This is a genomic window from Enterococcus sp. DIV2402 (assembly GCF_017426705.2).
GTDB classification, from domain to species: domain Bacteria; phylum Bacillota; class Bacilli; order Lactobacillales; family Enterococcaceae; genus Enterococcus_F; species Enterococcus_F lowellii.
Genome location: NZ_CP147251.1, coordinates 452,278 through 470,032, shown reverse-complemented (window position 1 = coordinate 470,032; position 17,755 = coordinate 452,278). Strand labels below are relative to the sequence as shown.

At 37.2% G+C, this 17,755-nt stretch carries 19 protein-coding genes and 1 other annotated feature; of the genes, 2 read left to right on the top strand and 17 right to left on the bottom strand.

From position 1 onward, the window contains the following. Nucleotides 1–168: 168 nt before the first annotated feature. From recA to yfmF, 6 genes are all read right to left on the bottom strand, one after another. The gene (recA, locus tag DOK78_RS02220; RefSeq protein WP_207941926.1) at nucleotides 169–1,209 is read right to left on the bottom strand and encodes a recombinase RecA; all 1,041 of its coding nucleotides are present in this window, start codon (nucleotides 1,207–1,209) and stop codon (nucleotides 169–171) included. Between the two features lie 111 nt (nucleotides 1,210–1,320). Next, the gene (locus DOK78_RS02215) at nucleotides 1,321–2,565 is read right to left on the bottom strand and encodes a competence/damage-inducible protein A (protein WP_207941925.1); all 1,245 of its coding nucleotides are present in this window, start codon (nucleotides 2,563–2,565) and stop codon (nucleotides 1,321–1,323) included. A gap of 126 nt (nucleotides 2,566–2,691) precedes the next feature. Beyond that, nucleotides 2,692–3,273 (bottom strand): CDP-diacylglycerol--glycerol-3-phosphate 3-phosphatidyltransferase, encoded by a 582-nt coding sequence (gene pgsA, locus DOK78_RS02210; protein WP_207941924.1) that lies wholly within the window; start codon nucleotides 3,271–3,273, stop codon nucleotides 2,692–2,694. 40 nt (nucleotides 3,274–3,313) lie between these two features. Continuing rightward, nucleotides 3,314–4,195 (bottom strand): RodZ domain-containing protein, encoded by an 882-nt coding sequence (locus DOK78_RS02205; protein ID WP_207941923.1) that lies wholly within the window; start codon nucleotides 4,193–4,195, stop codon nucleotides 3,314–3,316. Nucleotides 4,196–4,297: 102 nt separating this feature from the next. Next, on the bottom strand, nucleotides 4,298–5,593 hold the full coding sequence (gene yfmH, locus DOK78_RS02200) for an EF-P 5-aminopentanol modification-associated protein YfmH (protein WP_207941922.1): 1,296 nt from the start codon (nucleotides 5,591–5,593) through the stop codon (nucleotides 4,298–4,300). Nucleotide 5,594: 1 nt separating this feature from the next. Then, nucleotides 5,595–6,854, bottom strand: a complete 1,260-nt coding sequence (yfmF, locus tag DOK78_RS02195; protein WP_207941921.1) for an EF-P 5-aminopentanol modification-associated protein YfmF — start codon at nucleotides 6,852–6,854, stop codon at nucleotides 5,595–5,597. 146 nt (nucleotides 6,855–7,000) lie between these two features. Between yfmF and mscL the strand changes: the two genes are divergently transcribed. Continuing rightward, a complete protein-coding gene (gene mscL / locus DOK78_RS02190; RefSeq protein ID WP_207941920.1) occupies nucleotides 7,001–7,468 on the top strand; it encodes a large conductance mechanosensitive channel protein MscL in 468 nt (155 codons plus the stop codon). A 40-nt stretch (nucleotides 7,469–7,508) separates the two neighbouring features. Here mscL and DOK78_RS02185 read toward each other — a convergent pair whose 3' ends face one another. The 10 genes from DOK78_RS02185 to gltX form a co-directional block, all read right to left on the bottom strand. Then, the gene (locus tag DOK78_RS02185; protein ID WP_207941919.1) at nucleotides 7,509–7,952 is read right to left on the bottom strand and encodes a GNAT family N-acetyltransferase; all 444 of its coding nucleotides are present in this window, start codon (nucleotides 7,950–7,952) and stop codon (nucleotides 7,509–7,511) included. 56 nt (nucleotides 7,953–8,008) lie between these two features. Continuing rightward, entirely contained in the window at nucleotides 8,009–8,254 is a 246-nt protein-coding gene (locus tag DOK78_RS02180) for a Veg family protein (RefSeq protein ID WP_016176080.1), read from the bottom strand. Nucleotides 8,255–8,411: 157 nt separating this feature from the next. After that, complete coding sequence (locus tag DOK78_RS02175; RefSeq protein ID WP_207941918.1) at nucleotides 8,412–8,966, bottom strand: RNA polymerase sigma factor; 555 nt, start codon at nucleotides 8,964–8,966, stop codon at nucleotides 8,412–8,414. A gap of 102 nt (nucleotides 8,967–9,068) precedes the next feature. Then, nucleotides 9,069–9,611, bottom strand: coding sequence for an NYN domain-containing protein (locus tag DOK78_RS02170; protein ID WP_207941917.1), 543 nt, complete (start codon nucleotides 9,609–9,611; stop codon nucleotides 9,069–9,071). After that, nucleotides 9,608–10,441 carry a 23S rRNA (guanosine(2251)-2'-O)-methyltransferase RlmB gene (rlmB, locus tag DOK78_RS02165; protein WP_207941916.1) on the bottom strand — a complete coding sequence of 278 codons (834 nt, stop codon included), beginning with the start codon at nucleotides 10,439–10,441 and terminating at the stop codon, nucleotides 9,608–9,610. Before rlmB ends, DOK78_RS02170 begins: the two co-directional genes overlap by 4 nt. A 54-nt stretch (nucleotides 10,442–10,495) precedes the next feature. Then, nucleotides 10,496–11,437 carry a ferrochelatase gene (gene hemH, locus DOK78_RS02160; RefSeq protein ID WP_207941915.1) on the bottom strand — a complete coding sequence of 314 codons (942 nt, stop codon included), beginning with the start codon at nucleotides 11,435–11,437 and terminating at the stop codon, nucleotides 10,496–10,498. Between the two features lie 19 nt (nucleotides 11,438–11,456). After that, complete coding sequence (locus DOK78_RS02155) at nucleotides 11,457–11,849, bottom strand: Mini-ribonuclease 3 (protein ID WP_207941914.1); 393 nt, start codon at nucleotides 11,847–11,849, stop codon at nucleotides 11,457–11,459. Next, a complete protein-coding gene (cysS, locus tag DOK78_RS02150; RefSeq protein ID WP_207941913.1) occupies nucleotides 11,849–13,255 on the bottom strand; it encodes a cysteine--tRNA ligase in 1,407 nt (468 codons plus the stop codon). Before cysS ends, DOK78_RS02155 begins: the two co-directional genes overlap by 1 nt. Beyond that, nucleotides 13,227–13,781 (bottom strand): serine O-acetyltransferase EpsC, encoded by a 555-nt coding sequence (gene epsC, locus DOK78_RS02145; protein WP_207941912.1) that lies wholly within the window; start codon nucleotides 13,779–13,781, stop codon nucleotides 13,227–13,229. Before epsC ends, cysS begins: the two co-directional genes overlap by 29 nt. Nucleotides 13,782–14,049: 268 nt before the next feature. Then, nucleotides 14,050–14,248 (bottom strand) — a binding site (T-box leader). Next, nucleotides 14,248–15,705, bottom strand: a complete 1,458-nt coding sequence (gene gltX, locus DOK78_RS02140; RefSeq protein WP_207941911.1) for a glutamate--tRNA ligase — start codon at nucleotides 15,703–15,705, stop codon at nucleotides 14,248–14,250. Its footprint overlaps the feature before it by 1 nt. A 330-nt stretch (nucleotides 15,706–16,035) precedes the next feature. On the opposite strand from gltX, the gene DOK78_RS02135 reads away from it, so the two are divergent. Next, a complete protein-coding gene (locus DOK78_RS02135; protein WP_207941910.1) occupies nucleotides 16,036–16,491 on the top strand; it encodes a helix-turn-helix domain-containing protein in 456 nt (151 codons plus the stop codon). 75 nt (nucleotides 16,492–16,566) lie between these two features. Here DOK78_RS02135 and DOK78_RS02130 read toward each other — a convergent pair whose 3' ends face one another. Then, nucleotides 16,567–17,685, bottom strand: a complete 1,119-nt coding sequence (locus tag DOK78_RS02130; RefSeq protein WP_207941909.1) for a PIN/TRAM domain-containing protein — start codon at nucleotides 17,683–17,685, stop codon at nucleotides 16,567–16,569. Nucleotides 17,686–17,755 lie beyond the last annotated feature (70 nt).

Sequence of the window (17,755 nt, the reverse complement as noted above, 5' to 3'; positions counted from 1 at the left end):
GTGTGCTATACACACAATTTTATTCTAATGTTTGTAAGGAAGAGTGTCAACTTAAAAAAGACGAGGTGCCTCGAAAACGCATGCGCTACCATTGTTTTAATTTCGCTTTTTTTATATAAAAAATTACGGTAAGAAAACTAAACAAGTTCTTACCGCAATCTTATTTGCTTATTTTCCTAAAGGAAGTTCTTCCTGTCCTTCTTCCTCTAATGTTTCACCTGTTCCAATACCATACGCATCACGGACGCGTGCGGATACTTCAGTAACCATTTCTGGATGATCTTTCATATAATTTTTGACATTTTCACGACCTTGTCCAATTCTGTCACCTTTATATGAATACCATGCACCACTTTTATCAATGATGTCTTTTTCTGCTGCCATATCTAATAGCTCACCAACTTGAGAAATTCCTTCTCCATACATAATATCTACTTCAGCTACTTTAAATGGTGGTGCTACTTTATTTTTGACAACTTTAATTTTAGTACGGTTCCCAATAATATCCGTACCTGATTTTAATTGTTCGGCACGACGCACTTCTAAACGAACAGTCGCATAAAATTTCAATGCACGTCCACCAGGTGTTGTTTCTGGGTTACCAAACATAACACCGACTTTTTCACGAATTTGGTTAATGAATAACGCAATTGTTTTCGTTTTGTTGATAGTACCTGACAATTTACGTAACGCTTGAGACATTAAACGTGCTTGCAACCCAACGTGAGCGTCACCCATTTCGCCGTCAATTTCGGCACGTGGTACTAAAGCTGCTACGGAGTCAATTACGACAATATCTACCGCGCCACTGGAAACTAACGCATCGGCAATTTCTAACCCTTGTTCACCTGTATCTGGTTGTGAAAGTAACAATTCATCAATGTTCACGCCTAATTTTTCAGCATATTGAGGATCTAGCGCGTGTTCCGCATCAATAAACGCCGCGGTACCGCCTTGTTTTTGAACTTCTGCAACAGCATGTAAAGCAACCGTTGTTTTACCAGAACTTTCTGGACCGTAAACTTCTACAATACGTCCTCGTGGAAAACCACCTACACCTAAAGCGACATCCAATGCTAATGAACCACTTGGGATTGTTGAAATACGTTGGTCTGCTTTTTCACCAAGTTTCATTACTGCGCCTTTACCGAAGTTCTTTTCAATTCTTTTTAATGCAGCATCTAAGGCTGCTTTACGATCATCTGCCACTCGGATAATCCTCCTTATATTCAAATCATGTCAATTACATGGTTTTTCTTCATGTATCTATAATACCTTGTCTTCTAACAAAAAGCAAGAATTATGCGAACAAACATTCGCCTATCGATTCAATAATGCTCGCCGTATTAAATCCAAGCCAGTCATCACTGCGCTGTGTCGAATATAACTACGATCTCTTGTAAAATGATAGTTTTGACTATGGACTCCTTGTTCGTTAGCTAAGGCAATCCAAACCGTGCCAGCTGGCTGTCCTTCTAATTCATTGGGTCCTGCTACCCCACTAAAGGCAACTGCATAATCGGTTTGCGCTAATTTCCGAGCATTAATTGCCATTTGTTCAACACATTCTTGACTAACAGTTCCCACTTGTTCTAAAAATTCTTTCTCAATTCCTAAAAAATTAGCTTTCGTTTCCGCTGAATACGTAACAAACCCGCCAGGAAAAACTTCAGAAACACCGGAAATATCACCCAACGCTGCTTGAAAAGCTCCAGCGGTTAAACTTTCTGCAGCAGTCAATGTCTGTTGATTTTTTTTCAATAATTCAACGACAACATTTGCTAACGAATTTTCTTCTCCGTAACCATAGAAAAATTCACCCACACGTTCTTGAATAATTTTTTCTAAGTCATCAAGTTGTGCCAATCCCTGAGCTTCATCTGTCGTTTTGACTGTTAAACGCAACGTTACTTCATTTGGTTTTGCATAAGGAGCAATCGTTGGATTTGTTTGCCCTTGAATTAAATCAGCTAAATCAGTCACTAACTGTGATTCACCTATACCATAAAAACGCAATACACGAGAAATCAATTGATCTTTCTTTTGGAATTTTTCTTTGAGTAATGGAACTACTTCATTATAAAACATCGGTTTTAGCTCGTTTGGCGGCCCAGGAAGTAATAAGTAATGATTTCCCTTATCAGAAGTATAAAAGATACCTACGGCTAAACCAGTGCTATTTTGTAAGGAAATACCGTCTTTAAAAATTAACGTTTGCAATAAATTATTTTCGGTCATGGGACGTTGACGCTTCTCAAAAAAAGAAAGCAGCTTTTGATAGCCTAATTCATCACGTATTAATTCTTGACCTACATGGGCTGCTGTGACCTGTTTCGTTAAATCGTCCTCAGTTGGACCTAAGCCTCCACACAGAACAATGAGTTCACTACGTTGATCCGCTAACGCCAATAACGATGCTAAACGTTCTGGATTATCTCCAACAACGCTATGATAATACACATCAATCCCTAAGCCTGCTAACTCTTCTGATAGAAAAGTGGCATTGGTATTTACTACTTGCCCTAATAACAATTCAGTTCCTACTGCAATAATTTCTGCCTTCATGTGTCACGCTCCTACTCTAATATACGTCATTTATCCTTTTTTATTTTAAATCATTAAAGAATTTTCTCAAAGAAAGTCGTTTGCATCAAAAAAAGTCAAACATCCTAACGATGCCTGACTTTCTTTTTACATTGAGCCCTTAAATACTGCTGTATTTTTTGCAAAGTAATCTACACCCGAATAAATCGTGAAGATTAAGCAAATATACAACAGGATTTGGTCTACTGGTACTCCAATTAAATTAAATGGTACATTGTCGATTAACAAGAAAATAATCGCTAGCATTTGTGTCGCTGTTTTGATTTTCCCAGGCCAAGCAGCCGCCATCACTTCGCCACCTTCGACTAATAATAGACGTAAACCAGTAACTGCTAACTCACGACAAATAATAATTGCTACTACCCATGCTGGAGCTTTTCCTAATTCAACTAGCATAATAAAAGCTGTCATGACTAACATTTTATCTGCTAGTGGATCAGCAAATTTTCCAAAGTTGGTCACTAGGCCTTGCGCACGCGCAATGTAACCATCTAGCCAATCCGTAAAGCTTGCTATGGCAAAAATAATAGTAGCCACTAGATGTGTCACTGATAGGTTAACGGAACCTATAGACAATGTTCCCCAGTCTAGCGACGGTATGGCTAAAATTAAAATAAAAATCGGTATCATCAAAATTCTTAAAACAGTTAACTTATTTGGTAAATTCACTTACGTTCCCCTTTTCTTTCGCTTTGGCTATAAGACATAGTTACTCTTGATAAGAAATAGTGAAATGAAGATTTTTTTGTAACAATTCAAACCTTGAATCACTAAAATCAACAACTTCTCCATCGGCTTTCACTTCAATGTTTGCACTCTCGCCTAAGATAACCATGGCTTGTGTCACGCCTTCTGGTAAAGTTATGTTCGCTTCTTCTTCTGGTTGTAATGTTTGTTGAAATACGTAATTATTATCTACCAAAACGCCTATCCAGCAACGATCCGTTTTCCCTACAAACGTCAACTCAAGAGGATCATTTGCTTCTGAAATGGTAAATATTGCATCAGTTTGTGTTGATTCTTCACGTTTGATTGACAGCTTTTTTTCAGGTTCTGACTCGCTTGATTGCTGCTCACTGGAAGCATGAGTTGATGCTTCGGTATTGGAAACAAGAGATTGGTCTACAGTGATAGATGGTTGACTTTGATTGCCAATAATCGGTGTTGCATGGCGATCTTGCCATGTCATATACCCAACAATTGTAATAATTGTTAATGCTACCAAACCTAATAAAACCATTGGCGTATATTCAGTTAGTGTCTTTCTACGTCGTACAGTCTCTTCGTGTTGCGCTTTACGTGAACCACTTATTTTTTCAGGTTCAGGGCGCTTAGGGGGTTCTTTTTCAAAACTATCTTTCCCATCAAATACTGCTACTAAATAGTCCCCATCTTCGCCTACTACTGCTGCATATTCACGAATAAAAGAGCGCACATAATACTCTCCCGGCAATACATCAAACGCACCTCGTTCAATTGCTTCTAAGTAACGTCTTTGAATTTTGGTCTGCTTTTGCAATTCATTGATGCTGATATTTTTTTTTCTTCGGGCTTGCCGTAAACGATCTCCAATAATTAGTTCATTGCCCACTCGTCCATCTTCTCCAGTCTTTAAAATCAATATAACCTAGAATACCATAAATAAAACCCGTTGAGGATAGCTAATTGTGCAGTCTCAAACAAATTTTAAAACTTATTTTTCTAATGGTGACAAATAAAAACGACTAAATGCTTCTTTTTTAATAAATTGATGACCTGCATGTAAAACATCTTCTAATTGAATCGATTGAATCACTGATGGTACATCAAATAAGGTGACATCGCCAAACAAGTCTTGTGTAAACTGATTGGCGATAAATTCTAATGAGTTTAACGATTGGAAGTATTTCCCAAGCATTTTTTTCTTCAAAAGAATCAAATTCTCTTCGTTGACTTCCGAATCTCGGTCGAAGTTCAAAAGTAGTGCTTCAATTGCTGCGGAAAATTCATCTGGATGGTCGGAATCTCCAGAAAAGTCAGCAAAATGAAAACTGCGGTCTAATGAAAACTCAAAGCCAAATGTATCGTCAATCACACCGTCATTGTACAAGCGTAAATAATTCTTACTTGTATTCCCAATTAACAATTGGAACAATAAATTAAGCGAGGTTCTAAAGCGCAATAACTCCACTTCTTCTTTTGGTAAATTTTCTTGAAATCCTTTGATTCCTACAACTACTTTTGTACGATTCACCGGCATTTGCACCGTGCTAAACGGAACAATATCTGCTACGGTTTCTTCTGGGAAATAACGTTTGATTTCACGAATTTCTGCAAAAGATTTTGCGGCTTGATTGTCACGAATCAACGTTAACATCTCTTCTGGATCAATATTTCCAACAACAAATAAGGTCATATTACTTGGATGATAAAACGTATGATAACACGCATATAGATCTTCAGCGGTAATGTCAGCAATACTTTCAACCGTTCCCGCAATATCAATGTGTAACGGATGTTTAGGATACAGATTTTTAAGAATGCCAAAAAATTGTCGCCAACTTGGGTCATCATCATACATTTGAATTTCTTGTCCGATAATCCCTTTTTCTTTTTCGACTGTTTCTTTTGTAAAATAAGGATCTTGAACAAAATCAATCAGCGTCAACAAGTTTTCTTCAATGTTATCCGTTGCCGAAAAAAGATAACTAGTTTTAGTGAAACTCGTAAAAGCATTCGAAGATGCACCTTGTTTTCCAAATAATTGGAAGACATCCCCATCTTCTTTTTCAAATAATTTATGCTCTAAAAAATGGGCAATTCCATCAGGCACACGTCGCGGTTCGTCACCGACATACCCGAATTCATTATCGATGGACCCATAATTCGTACTAAATAATCCATATGTTTTGTGAAAACCTGGTTTTGGCAAAACATATACTTTCAATCCATTAGGTAAAACCTCTTTATAAAGTACTTCATTGAGTTGCTCGTAAACTTTTTTCTCCATGTTATTCCTCTCCATCTAAAACAAAAATTGCTTGTAAAGTGATGTCTTGTGCCACAGCTTGGATTTCTTCTTTAGTGACTGCCATCAAGGCCGTCAGAAATTCTTCTTCAGTTAATTGCGTGTCTGGTAACCACTGATTCAAATAAGCCGTTTCGATTAATGCTTGCGGACTATCTAAAGACAATAAAAATTGATTGCGTAACATCGCTTTTGTTTGGGCAATTTCTTCTTCAGTGAACTCACCTGCACAGAGACTTGCCAATTGTTCGTTTACCAATTCCAAGACACGGGTCCGATTTTTTCCATCAATTCCTGTTTGGACAGTGACTAATCCGCGAAAGGTATCAACACTACTTGACGCATAATAGGCTAAACTTTCTTTTTCACGGACATTTAAAAAGAGTTTCGAGTGCGGGAAACCACCAAATAATCCATTAAAAACCATTAAAGCAAAGCGACGATGATCGCCATAATAAACAGAAGTCTGAAAGCCCATGTTTAATTTAGCTTGCGTGACTGGTTCATAAACTACTTCTTCATTTACAGTAGCAAGCAATGGTTGATGATAATAAATATCTGGATGTTGACGCTCGGTTTTAGGAAATTCCCAGTTGGTAAAAGCTTGCTGCACCTGTTCTTGCGTGATGTCGCCTACCACAAAAATATCAATTTGATCGTTGTGCAACATCTCGTGATACGTTGCCACTAGCTCTTGCGCAGTAACATTTTCTAAATGCTTAAAGTCACCAAAGCTTGGTACTTTTTGGTTTTCATTTTCATTAAAATATAGTTCTTGTAAACGTAGTGAAGCCATTGTTTGCTTGTCTTCATACAAGCTTTTCAAATAGGCAATTAAATTTTCTTTTTCCAAGCGAAATGTCTCTTCCTCAAAGGCATCTTTTTTGATATTAGGATAAAAAAGGATGTCTTTTAAGAAATCCATTCCCTCGGTAAATACCTGGTCATTACCAATGTATTTACCATTTACTAAAGATAACGCAACATTTATTTGATGTAGGTTGCCTTTTTTTCCTACATTTAAACCAAAACTAGCACCATATAATTCAGCTAATTTAGCACTTAAATCAGTTTGATTTGGATAATGTAAACTATTTGTTTCAAGTAGACTTGTTAATAATGTTCGTTTCGCTGCTGTATCTTTGCTATGTGATGCTGAAAAGCGAATAAACGTTCGAATCGTTTTATATTTTTCAGTTGGAATTACCGTTAATTGAATACCAGGTTGTAATTGGATCGCCATCTTTTTGCTCCTTTGTCTTTGTCATTCTTAAAGATTATAACATAGGGGACTGATTACAGAAAATTAACAGAATTCTAGCTTTATTGTTTTTCAATTACTTACGATTCCGTTATACTACACTTATCAATAAAGAAAGGAGAATTCATATGAAAAAATTATTTACAGAATTTAAAGAATTTATCGTCACTGGTAATGTTATTGATTTAGCAGTCGGGGTTGTTATCGGTAGTGCGTTTACAGCAATAGTTACACGAGTCGTTGAAGGTTTAATTACCCCATTAATTGCATTAGTTATCAGTTTATTTACCAACTCTACAAGCATGGACGATTCTATTGGCGCGTTAGTATGGTCACCAAGAAAGGGCGTAGTCTTTGATTTTGGTAGTGTGATTACAGCTATTATTACATTCTTAATTACTGGTTTCGTTTTATTCGCAGTGGTTAAAGGCATTAATAAACTACAAAGCTTCAACAAAGCCCCTGAAGAAGAAGAGGAAGAAGAAGTAACTGCTGAAGATTACTTAGCAGAAATTCGCGATTTATTACGTTTACAATCTGGTCTACCAGTTGACGTTGAAATTGTTGATGAAGATAAAAAAGAGGATAACGTCTAGCACGCCTCTATCTTATAATCAAAAAAAGCCAAACTATGCTCTAATAGTTTGGCTTTTTTTGCATGTCTAGATGTGGAATACCGTCTTCTAAATATTCATTTGAAACGGCTTGAAAACCAAATGCACCGTAAAAGTCTTGTAAGTGCGCTTGTGCACTAATTTTAATCGGTTGTAAGGGATAATTTTTTTCAATAAAAGTCATGACTTCGGTAATAAGTCTCTCACCTAGACGTTGGCCACGCATTTCTTTTGCGACTAAAACCCGACCAAAATGAAGACTCTCGACTTCTTGATAAATCCGAGCATATGCCAATACCTTTCCTGTTTCATCAGCAAACCACAGATGAATGGCATCCAAATCAATGGCATCAACTTCTTGATAAGGACATTCCTGTTCAACCACAAATACTGCTACTCGAATTTCCATTAGGCGATGATATTCAAGCGTTGTTAGTTCTGAAAAGTTTTTCATTCTAATTTGCATTAATTTCCTCCACTAAAAAAGAGCTTGCGTATGCGCCAAGCCCTTTTAATTTCTTATTAGACTGCTTCAGATAGAAATTCAATTTCGACTGTTTTAGTCAAAATATCTGAGTAACTATATGAAACACGTTCAAACGAATTTTCATCTGGATCAAGATCCACCACAAATACTGATGGGTATGTTTCTGTTAAGATTCCGCGACGTTCTGTTTGACGTTTTCTTCCAGTCTGAGCAACCAGCATGATTTCGCTGCCGATACGACCTTCTAAGTCTTTTTTGATTGTAGCTAAAGTTGTTGGCATCCCGTTCACCTCGAAATCTATTTTAACATAATTGTCTAAAAATTTCAAGTTTACCACAATACAAATAAAATTTCAACTTCAATATGCTGAGAAAGAGAAAAAATAATGCACAAAATTTTATCATTTTGCAGGTACGTATGAAAACAAGACGGAAAAACTAGTCTGTTTTTAATTTTCTCAAGTGCTGTGTAATTTTACGTTTGGAACGGTCATAGGCACTGCGCAAGGCTCGTTCTGAAGTAATGCTAGCATGATTGCCTAAGACATATACAGCAAACGCTTCTTTCTCTAGTGCCGACAAGAGGTCTTGACATTCCTCTAACGTTTCCTGCACGAGAATATGGTCTAAAGGATTAGCTGACATGCTATAATCTGGCGCTAGTTCGTTGCCTTCTTGTAAAAATTTCTGCTCATAAGAAACCGTCTGTTGATTACTTTTACGTTTATAGGCGCACTCTTTTCGAACAAAACTACGAATACGATTTTCAAATGCTCGTTTGAAAAATGCGCCTAAGGTTGTCCCAAAACCAGGTTCAAAACTTTGTAGACAATCATGGAACGTAATCAGTCCTTCTTGAAGCCAATCTTGATCGTCAAAATCGCGTAAAAAATATTTGTTACGGATACTATAAACTAGTGGGCGATAATGCGAAAATAATTCCCGCAATGCTTCGCCATCGCCTTTTTTTGCTTGTCGAATTAACTGCTGCATAAAAATAAAAGCTCCTTTCATCAACTGATGAAAAGAGCATAACATGATTATTTTTCAGATTCTCTCATTGATTGCCTCAACTTTTGACAATTTTTGATTTACTCATTTTTTATTGCGTGGCTTTTTTTGACTTAATTCTTTTAATTTCTGTTCTAAAGCACTTAATTGCTTTTCATCCCACGGAGAGTTACGACGATAATTGGTAAAATGAATATCTTGTTGGTGTTGATGAATAGTTTTTTCCGTTTTTTCAACTGTTTTATATAACTCACGGGCAGAGGTTCGTAAAGCCCCTTGAGAAAAAACAACCCATTGTTCAGCTAAATCACTCGTCGCAACTGTTACTTGCGTCAAACGATTGTTCAGTTCCCCTGCTACGCGTTCGATATAGCTATCTGCTGTTTCGCCTTCTTCGGTAAAAACCACTTCCAATTGATATTTCGTATAATTTTGAGTAATTCCAGGAACCAATTGCGCATCAAAAACGACAATCACTCGAATGTTTTCATATTTAGCATAGTTAGATAAACGTTGCAGCAAAGCCTCACGTGCATCTTCTAAACGGTCTTGATTTTTTAGTGTCACTAATTCCGGCCAAGCACCAATCATATTGTATCCATCCACTAGCAACAGTTGTGTTTTCATAGACTATCGCCTCGTTGACGAAAGGCTTCATACATTAATAAACCAGCTGCCACAGATGCATTTAAACTTTGAACGTGACCAACCATTGGAATGGTCAACATTTCATCCACTTCTTTTTTCAAGCCTTCGCTCATACCACGACCTTCATTCCCAATGATTAAGGCAATCGAACCTTGGGCGTTCCATTTTGAGTATGGCGTTCCTTGCATGTCGGTACCAAAGATCCAAAAGCCTTTTTCTTTTAATTCTTTAATTGCTTGATGAATGTTTGTTACACGAGCAACCGGTACATGCTCAACTGCGCCAGTTGAGGTTTTTACAACGACTGGCGTAATCCCTACTGCCCGATGTTTGGGAATAATAATACCATCAACTCCACTGGCATCGGCCGTACGCAAAATCGAACCAAAATTATGCGGATCTTCTAAGTTATCTAAAATTAAATAAAATGGATTTTCTTTGCTTTGTGCCATTAGTTCAAGCAATGACAAATATTCATAAGGAGTAATTGCTAAAATTAAGCCTTGATGCACGCCTTGATTACTCATTTGGTCTAGTTTTTGTTTGGGTACCCATTTGATAGGTACTGATTGTTCACGTGCGACTTCTTTTAATTCATCAATTTTGTCGCCACGCGCATCTTCTGAGACAAATAATTTATTGCCACGACCTTGTTTCAATGCTTCAACTACAGCATGGTGACCAAAAACAAAATTTTCTTCGATTTCTTCATCGGTACGGACAGTGGTTTTTTCTTCACGCGCATTTGGACGACGGCGGTCATTGTTTTTAGAACTGTGTCGCTTCTCATTTTTAAAATTTTTCTTCATCTTTCTCATCCTTTGTATAAAAAGCCCACCCCAGTAAACTGAGGCGGCTTTTAATTAATTTGTCGCAAGTTGTTTTAAAATTTCGGCTAATGTTGGATCATCGTTAAATGGTGGTAAGTAATAAAAAGCTTCACCACCATTTTCCATAAAATAGCCTTTATTCTCTTCTTCTAATTCTTCAATAGTTTCTAAACAATCTGCTACAAATCCGGGCGCAATCACTAACACTTTCTTAATCCCCTTTTTAGGAAAATTGGTTAATGTCGCATCTGTAGCTGGTGTTAGCCATTCAGCAGGACCAAATTTAGATTGATAGGTTTGATAAAAAGGCACTTCGCCAATTTGTTGCATGATTAATTCAGTCGTTCGGGTACATTCACTTGGATAATTATCGCCATCAGACACATAAGAAACGGGAATACCGTGATAGCTAAATAATAAGGCATCTACAGATTGTTTTTCTAATTGATTTTTGATTTTATCCGCGAAATATTGAATGTACAGTGGATGATCGTAAAAGGAACGAACAAAATGCAAATTCACGATTTTATCACTCTTAACAAAATATTTCATCACATCATCAAAAACCGAACCCACTGTTGTCCCTGAATATTGCGGATATAACGGTAAAATAGTTAAATCATCAATTCCTTCTGCTAATAATTGATCAATCGCTTCTGGAATAAAGGGATGACTGTACGACATGGCTAAAGCAACTTTGGTGTCAGGTAACAATTCTTGTAAATACGCTTGTTGCTGTTTGGCATAGATTAATAACGGCGAACCTTCTTTGCGCCAAATACTTTCGTACAACTTCGCAGATTTCTTTGGACGCGTACGTAAAATAATCCCATTTAAAATTGGTTTCCAAATAGCTGCCGGTGTTTTAATTACACGCGGGTCAGATAAAAATATTTTTAAATATTCTCTTACATGTGTCGTAGTGGGACTTTCAGGTGTTCCCAGGTTCACAATTAGAATCCCTTTTTTCGTCATGTTACTCTTCCTTCTGCTTCTATTTTTGTTCAGCGACTGTTTCAATACACCACTGAATCAATTCTTCCAAACGTTCTTTTTGTTCTGTCAAATGCAAATAACCCATTAAGGCTTCAAATCCAGTTGAAATACGATAGGTGGTGATATCTGCATTTTTCGCACTTGTATGACTTTTACTATTTCGCCCACGACGATAAAAATCTTGTTCTTCGGCTGTTAAAATATCGTCCTCTAACATTTTTTGCACTAAAGCGGCTTGCGCTTTGGCTGAAACATAGTGAGTTGCCATGCGGTGCAGTTGATTCGGTCGAGTTTGTCCTTGTGATACCAAGTAGTCACGAATATATACCTCATAAATCGCATCGCCCACATAAGCTAATGCTAAACCATTTAATTGTCGATAATCTCTCATTATTCTTTTCTCCATCGAGTTCCTTGCGGGGTATCTTCTAAAAGAATCCCTTGTTCTTTCAATAAATCGCGAATTTCATCACTTCGACTAAAATTACGATCTTTACGTGCTTGATTACGTTCTTCAATTAACGCATCAATTTCTGAATCTACTAGTTCTTCTTGAAAAACAATCCCAAAAATTTCTAATAGTTGTGTGAATGTTGCACGTACTTCTTCTAAAATTGCTTTAGATACTTCGCTTTGTTCACTGTATAAATTTAACCACTTCGCTAATTCATAGATAACCGTAATCCCATTTGCTGTATTAAAATCGTCATCCATTTCTTCAATAAAGCGTTCGATTAACGTTTGAATTTCTGCCAGTTTTTCCGTATCGTTTGGTAAAGAATCTTGAGCATCTGCTAAACGGAAGCCCGCATTTTCATAAGCTGTTCGTAACCGCTGCAGATTTGTGGTTGCTTCTTTTAAGGTTGTTTCGCTATAACGAATTGGACGGCGATATTGAGTAGTTGCCATAAAGAAACGCAAAACTTGTGGATCAATTTGTTGAACCATCTCATGAACTGTCACAAAATTACCTAGGGATTTACTCATCTTTTCATCGTCATCACCAATGGTTACATAACCGTTATGCATCCAATAATTTGCAAAAGTTTTGCCTGTTTTCGCTTCACTCTGAGCAATTTCGTTCTCATGATGAGGAAATTCTAAGTCTTGTCCACCCCCGTGAATATCGATGGTATCACCAAGTAATTTCGTTGCCATTACCGAGCATTCAATATGCCAGCCTGGACGACCTTGTCCCCATGGTGACTCCCAAGAAATCTCTTCTGGTTTTGCTGATTTCCATAAAGCAAAGTCTAACGGGTCTTCTTTGATTTGCTGCTCTTCACCTGTACGCTGACTAGCACCAACTTCTAGTTCATCTATTGATTGATCACTTAGTTTCCCATAAGATTCAAACTTACGTGTTCGGTAATACACATCACCTTCTGCTTCATAAGCATATCCTTTGTCGATTAACACTTGAATAAAATCAATAATATCATCAATGTGGTCCATCACCCGAGGATGTGCGCAAGCGGGTTTAACATTTAAGGCTTGAGTATCTTCAGTAAATGCTTCGATAAAGCGATCTGCAACTTCAGGTGCCGTAATCTTTAATTCTTTAGCAGCTCGAATAATTTTGTCATCGACATCGGTAAAATTCGATACATAATTCACCTCATATCCGCGAAATTCCAAATAACGACGAATCGTATCAAACGAAACCGTGCTCCGACCATTTCCAATATGAATGTAGTTATAAACGGTTGGTCCGCAAACATACATTTTAACTTTACCTTCTTCTAGAGGATGAAATTCTTCTTTTTTTCTACTTAGTGTATTGTAAATCTTGATCATTCGTAATTTTCTCTCCTTTCATTCGAACAACTTTTGCTGGGATGCCTACTGCTGTGGCATCAGCAGGAATGTCATGTAACACAACTGCTCCAGCACCAACTTTTGCTCGTTCACCAATCGTTACAGGTCCTAAAATCTGAACATGAGCGGAAATTAGCGCGCCTCTTTTAACTGTCGGATGACGTTTCGTTTTATGTTTGCCAGTTCCGCCTAAAGTCACATTATGGTGCAAAATCACGTCATCTTCGACTTCTGCGGTTTCACCAATCACTAATCCCATTCCATGATCGATAAAAACACCACGACCAATTTTGGCTCCAGGATGAATTTCAATCCCTGTCATAAATCGCCAAAATTGAGCATTCATTTTTGCTAATAAATACCATTTATGTTGATATAAAAAATGAGAAATACGATGCCAAAATAACGCGTGGATTCCTGGATAAGTCAATATGACTTCTGCAGTCGAACGTGCGGCTGGATCATTGTCTTTTACCGCTTGGACGGCTCGTTTTAGCCAACTCATGTTCATTCACCTTCTTTGTTTGTTTTTTTACCTACTGATTAGCTGTAGCAAGTGAGTCGAAGGAAGGACTACCCTCGCTTCGCTCTGCTAGTGCTGTTCATCATCAACTCTCTGCTCCTTACAGTCGCTGAGTCGTTGTGATTCGGGGAAAAGGGGACTACCCTCGCTTCGCTCTGCTAGTGCTGTTCATCATCAACTCTCTGCTCCTTACAGTCGCTGAGTCGTTGTGATTCACAGCAAAAAGCGTCTTTCAAATAGGTTTCCCTATTTAAAAGACGCTTTGGGCGTGGTTCCACTTTTATTTGCAGAATTTCTCTGCCTCATATAAGCGTAACGGGCTTTTGCCGTCTTTGGTTTTTACCAAAGCCACTCCCAGGTGCATTTCTAAGTCCTTTTTGATTGCTTTCACCGACCGCAATCTCTCTTTAAAAAAGGAAACTTGTACTTCGTCTGTTCATTGTGTTTATTATAAAACTTGATTTAAATGGGCTAATGCTTTTTCTTTACCTAATAATTCAACAGTATCTGGTAATTCTGGTCCGTGTGTTTGGCCTGAAACAGCAACGCGGATTGGCATGAATAGGTTTTTACCTTTAACACCAGTTTCTTTTTGAACAGCTTTAATGGCGGCTTTAACCGTTGGTGCATCTACAACGTCCATTGCTTCTAATTGCGCTTTAAAGGCTTGTAAAACGGTTGGAACAGTTTCACCTGCTAAAACTTCTTTAGCTGCTTCATCCAACACAGGATGTTCTGTAAAGAATAAATTAGATACTTCCACGATTTCTGCTGCATAACTCATTTGTGGTTGATACAAGCTGACAACTTTTTTCAACCATTCTAAACGTTCTGGTGTTGGATTTTCTTCCATGCGACCATCTGCGATTAAATAAGGTAAGCACATATCTGTCAATGCATCTAGATCTAATTGTTTCATGTAATGGTTGTTAATCCATTCTAATTTCTTGCCATCAAAAGCGGCAGGAGATTTGCTTAAACGATTTGGATCAAACATTTTAACGATTTCTTCTTGAGAGAACAACTCGTCTTCACCCACTGGCGACCAACCTAACAAAGCAATAAAGTTAAACATTGCTTCTGGTAAATACCCTAATTCACGGTATTGTTCAATAAATTGTAGGATAGACTCATCACGTTTACTTAATTTTTTCCCTGTTTCTGAGTTAATAATCAAGGTCATATGACCAAAGCGCGGTGTTTCCCAACCAAATGCTTCATAAATCATCATTTGTTTTGGTGTGTTCGCAATATGATCATCTCCACGCAATACATGCGTGATTTTCATTTCATGGTCATCAACTGCCACTGCAAAGTTATAAGTTGGCATTCCGTCACGTTTTTGGATAACAAAATCGCCACCTACATTATCTGATTCAAAAGCAATTTCACCTTTAACGATATCATCAAATTTGTATTCTACATTTTTTGGTACACGGAAACGAATAACTGGTTGAATACCTGCTGCTTCTTTTGCTTGTTGTTCTTCAACAGAAAGGTTGGCACATTTGCCACCGTAACGAGGGATTTCGCCACGCGCACGTTGCGCTTCACGTTCTTCTTCTAATTCTTCTTCTGTACAATAGCATTTGTACGCACGATTGCTAGCTAATAGTTGGTCAATTAATGGTTGATAAATATCTTTACGTTCAGATTGACGATAAGGACCATACACACCTGGATTTTCTGGAGATTCATCCCAATCAATGCCTAACCATTTTAAGTTTTCTAATTGGCTTTTTTCGCCATCTTCAATATTACGTTTTTGATCGGTGTCTTCAATACGGATAATAAATTCACCGTCATTGTGACGCGCATATAAATAGTTAAATAATGCTGTTCGAGCATTTCCGATGTGTAAATGCCCAGTTGGACTTGGTGCATAACGTACACGTACTTTTGTCATTGTCATCTTCCTCTTCTTTTGAATGCGAATGCTAACAATTAGCTTCGATAATAGATTCCTGCTTATCTACAAAATAAGCCTTTCAGCTAGAATTGTACATTTAATAAGCAGATTAGTAAAGTCAACCGACTAACTAATCCGTTTTTCTAGCTATTTTTTATTTTTCTTAGTTAAATCAACACAACTGCTGCTTGCTTTAGTTTCAATTTATGCTTTTACATAGGTAAACCAACAAAAGCGAACCTGTCAAACTTGCAACGATACGGTTACAGCGTGCTACGATAAAGTTCTTACCAAAAAATAGCCAGTCAGTTAGAATGATAAACGGAGGTGAGTCAAATAGATTTTCATAAAATACTTAAAGAGGAACGAAAGAAACACAACTTATCGCAAGAAGAATTAGCGAACCTCTTAACTATCAGTCGACAATCCATCTCGAAATGGGAACGAGAGAAAGGCTATCCCACAATTGAAACATTGATTCAATTAAGTGACATATTTAACATTACAATTGATGAGCTTTTGAAAGGAGATGTTTATTTGAAAAATAAAATTATTACGGACAGCAAAAAGCTTAAATATCCTAAGTTAAAGACTTTTTTTGATACTGTCACTATGCTTGGTTTATTATTAATTGTTGCCAAAATTGTCCTGTTTATTTTTACAAAATTAACTACGGTTGAATTTTCATTTTTGTCGGGATCAATTGTTTATTCATTTGGACCATTGGCACTGATTGTTATCGGTTCAATCGGTACAGATATTTTCAGCAAAAAGTATCAATAAAAATAAACGATCCGAACAATAGAGAACCTGCTCTTCATTCTCTATTGTTCGGATCGTTTTATCTTTATTTAAGTCTTAATTTTCTGGGTTATCGATTCCGCGACCAGAATGAGCAGGTTTCGCAAAAATCATTCGTCCAGCAGCGGTTTGTAGAGCGCTGGTCACGATAACTTTAATTCGTTCATTCATATAATGTTGTCCGTCTTCTACGACAACCATCGTGCCATCATCTAGATAAGCAACTCCCTGTTGGCGCTCTGTTCCGGCTTTTACGACCAAGACTTCCATCGCTTCACCAGGAATGACGACAGGTTTTACTGCATTCGCTAAAGCATTAATATTTAAAACAGGTACATTTTGAAATTCTGCCACTTTATTTAAATTGTAGTCGTTCGTTACCACGACACCATCTAATAATTTCGCTAATCGTAACAATTTACTATCCACTTCAGTAATATCTTCAAAATCACCATCGTACATCTCAACGGTAATGCCTTCTTCTTTTTGTAACGCATTTAAAATATCTAAACCACGACGTCCACGAACGCGTTTTAAACTGTCACCTGAATCAGCAATATATTGTAATTCATACAAGACAAAATTCGGAATCATGATAACGCCTTCTAAAAAGCCTGTTTTAGCAATATCATAAATTCGTCCATCGATAATAACACTTGTATCTAAAATTTTGTATTTATGAAAAGAATCTTCTAATTTACGATCCAACAACTGTTGCTCTGTTTGTGGTTCGACTTTTTTATTTTTTGAACCAAAGATTTTTTTCCACTCTTCAATACGTGTTGTTCCAATTTGAAAACCTAAATAGCCCAATAAACACATGACTAAAATCGGCGCCACACTATTAACAAAAGGGACACTCCAATTATACAACGGGATAGAAACAATTACCCCGATAATTAAGCCAATAATCGTACCAATCGCCCCAAATAATAAGTAGGTCAGACTAAATTCACTTAATTTTTTTTCGATTTTTTTAATCCCAGCTGAAATTTGGTTTACCACTAGCAAAGAAAATAAATAGAAAATAATTGCACCTAATAAGCTATTGGTAACCGTATTATTTAGCCAGTCATTATCTGCTTGACCAATAGTATTCCAAGCAAGTGGTAATAAAGATACACCAATACTTACTCCGGCAATGACCATTAGCACTGTAATGACACGTTTTTGCATATTCCATCCTCCAATTCTCATTCAGTATGTATTCATTTTCTCATACTGAATGAGTTTAATCTACGTTGTT

What these genes read in the sequence shown, in the direction of transcription:
- DOK78_RS02215 (WP_207941925.1), bottom strand. Translation starts at nt 2,565, where the DNA reads ATGAAGGCAGAAATTATTGCAGTAGGAACTGAATTGTTATTAGGGCAA.
- yfmH (WP_207941922.1), bottom strand. Translation starts at nt 5,593, where the DNA reads ATGGAGAAAAAAGTTTACGAGCAACTCAATGAAGTACTTTATAAAGAG.
- yfmF (WP_207941921.1), bottom strand. Translation starts at nt 6,854, where the DNA reads ATGGCGATCCAATTACAACCTGGTATTCAATTAACGGTAATTCCAACT.
- mscL (WP_207941920.1), top strand. Translation starts at nt 7,001, where the DNA reads ATGAAAAAATTATTTACAGAATTTAAAGAATTTATCGTCACTGGTAAT.
- DOK78_RS02185 (WP_207941919.1), bottom strand. Translation starts at nt 7,952, where the DNA reads ATGCAAATTAGAATGAAAAACTTTTCAGAACTAACAACGCTTGAATAT.
- DOK78_RS02180 (WP_016176080.1), bottom strand. Translation starts at nt 8,254, where the DNA reads ATGCCAACAACTTTAGCTACAATCAAAAAAGACTTAGAAGGTCGTATC.
- DOK78_RS02175 (WP_207941918.1), bottom strand. Translation starts at nt 8,966, where the DNA reads ATGCAGCAGTTAATTCGACAAGCAAAAAAAGGCGATGGCGAAGCATTG.
- DOK78_RS02170 (WP_207941917.1), bottom strand. Translation starts at nt 9,611, where the DNA reads ATGAAAACACAACTGTTGCTAGTGGATGGATACAATATGATTGGTGCT.
- rlmB (WP_207941916.1), bottom strand. Translation starts at nt 10,441, where the DNA reads ATGAAGAAAAATTTTAAAAATGAGAAGCGACACAGTTCTAAAAACAAT.
- hemH (WP_207941915.1), bottom strand. Translation starts at nt 11,437, where the DNA reads ATGACGAAAAAAGGGATTCTAATTGTGAACCTGGGAACACCTGAAAGT.
- DOK78_RS02155 (WP_207941914.1), bottom strand. Translation starts at nt 11,849, where the DNA reads ATGAGAGATTATCGACAATTAAATGGTTTAGCATTAGCTTATGTGGGC.
- cysS (WP_207941913.1), bottom strand. Translation starts at nt 13,255, where the DNA reads ATGATCAAGATTTACAATACACTAAGTAGAAAAAAAGAAGAATTTCAT.
- epsC (WP_207941912.1), bottom strand. Translation starts at nt 13,781, where the DNA reads ATGAGTTGGCTAAAACGAGCCGTCCAAGCGGTAAAAGACAATGATCCA.
- gltX (WP_207941911.1), bottom strand. Translation starts at nt 15,705, where the DNA reads ATGACAAAAGTACGTGTACGTTATGCACCAAGTCCAACTGGGCATTTA.
- DOK78_RS02130 (WP_207941909.1), bottom strand. Translation starts at nt 17,685, where the DNA reads ATGCAAAAACGTGTCATTACAGTGCTAATGGTCATTGCCGGAGTAAGT.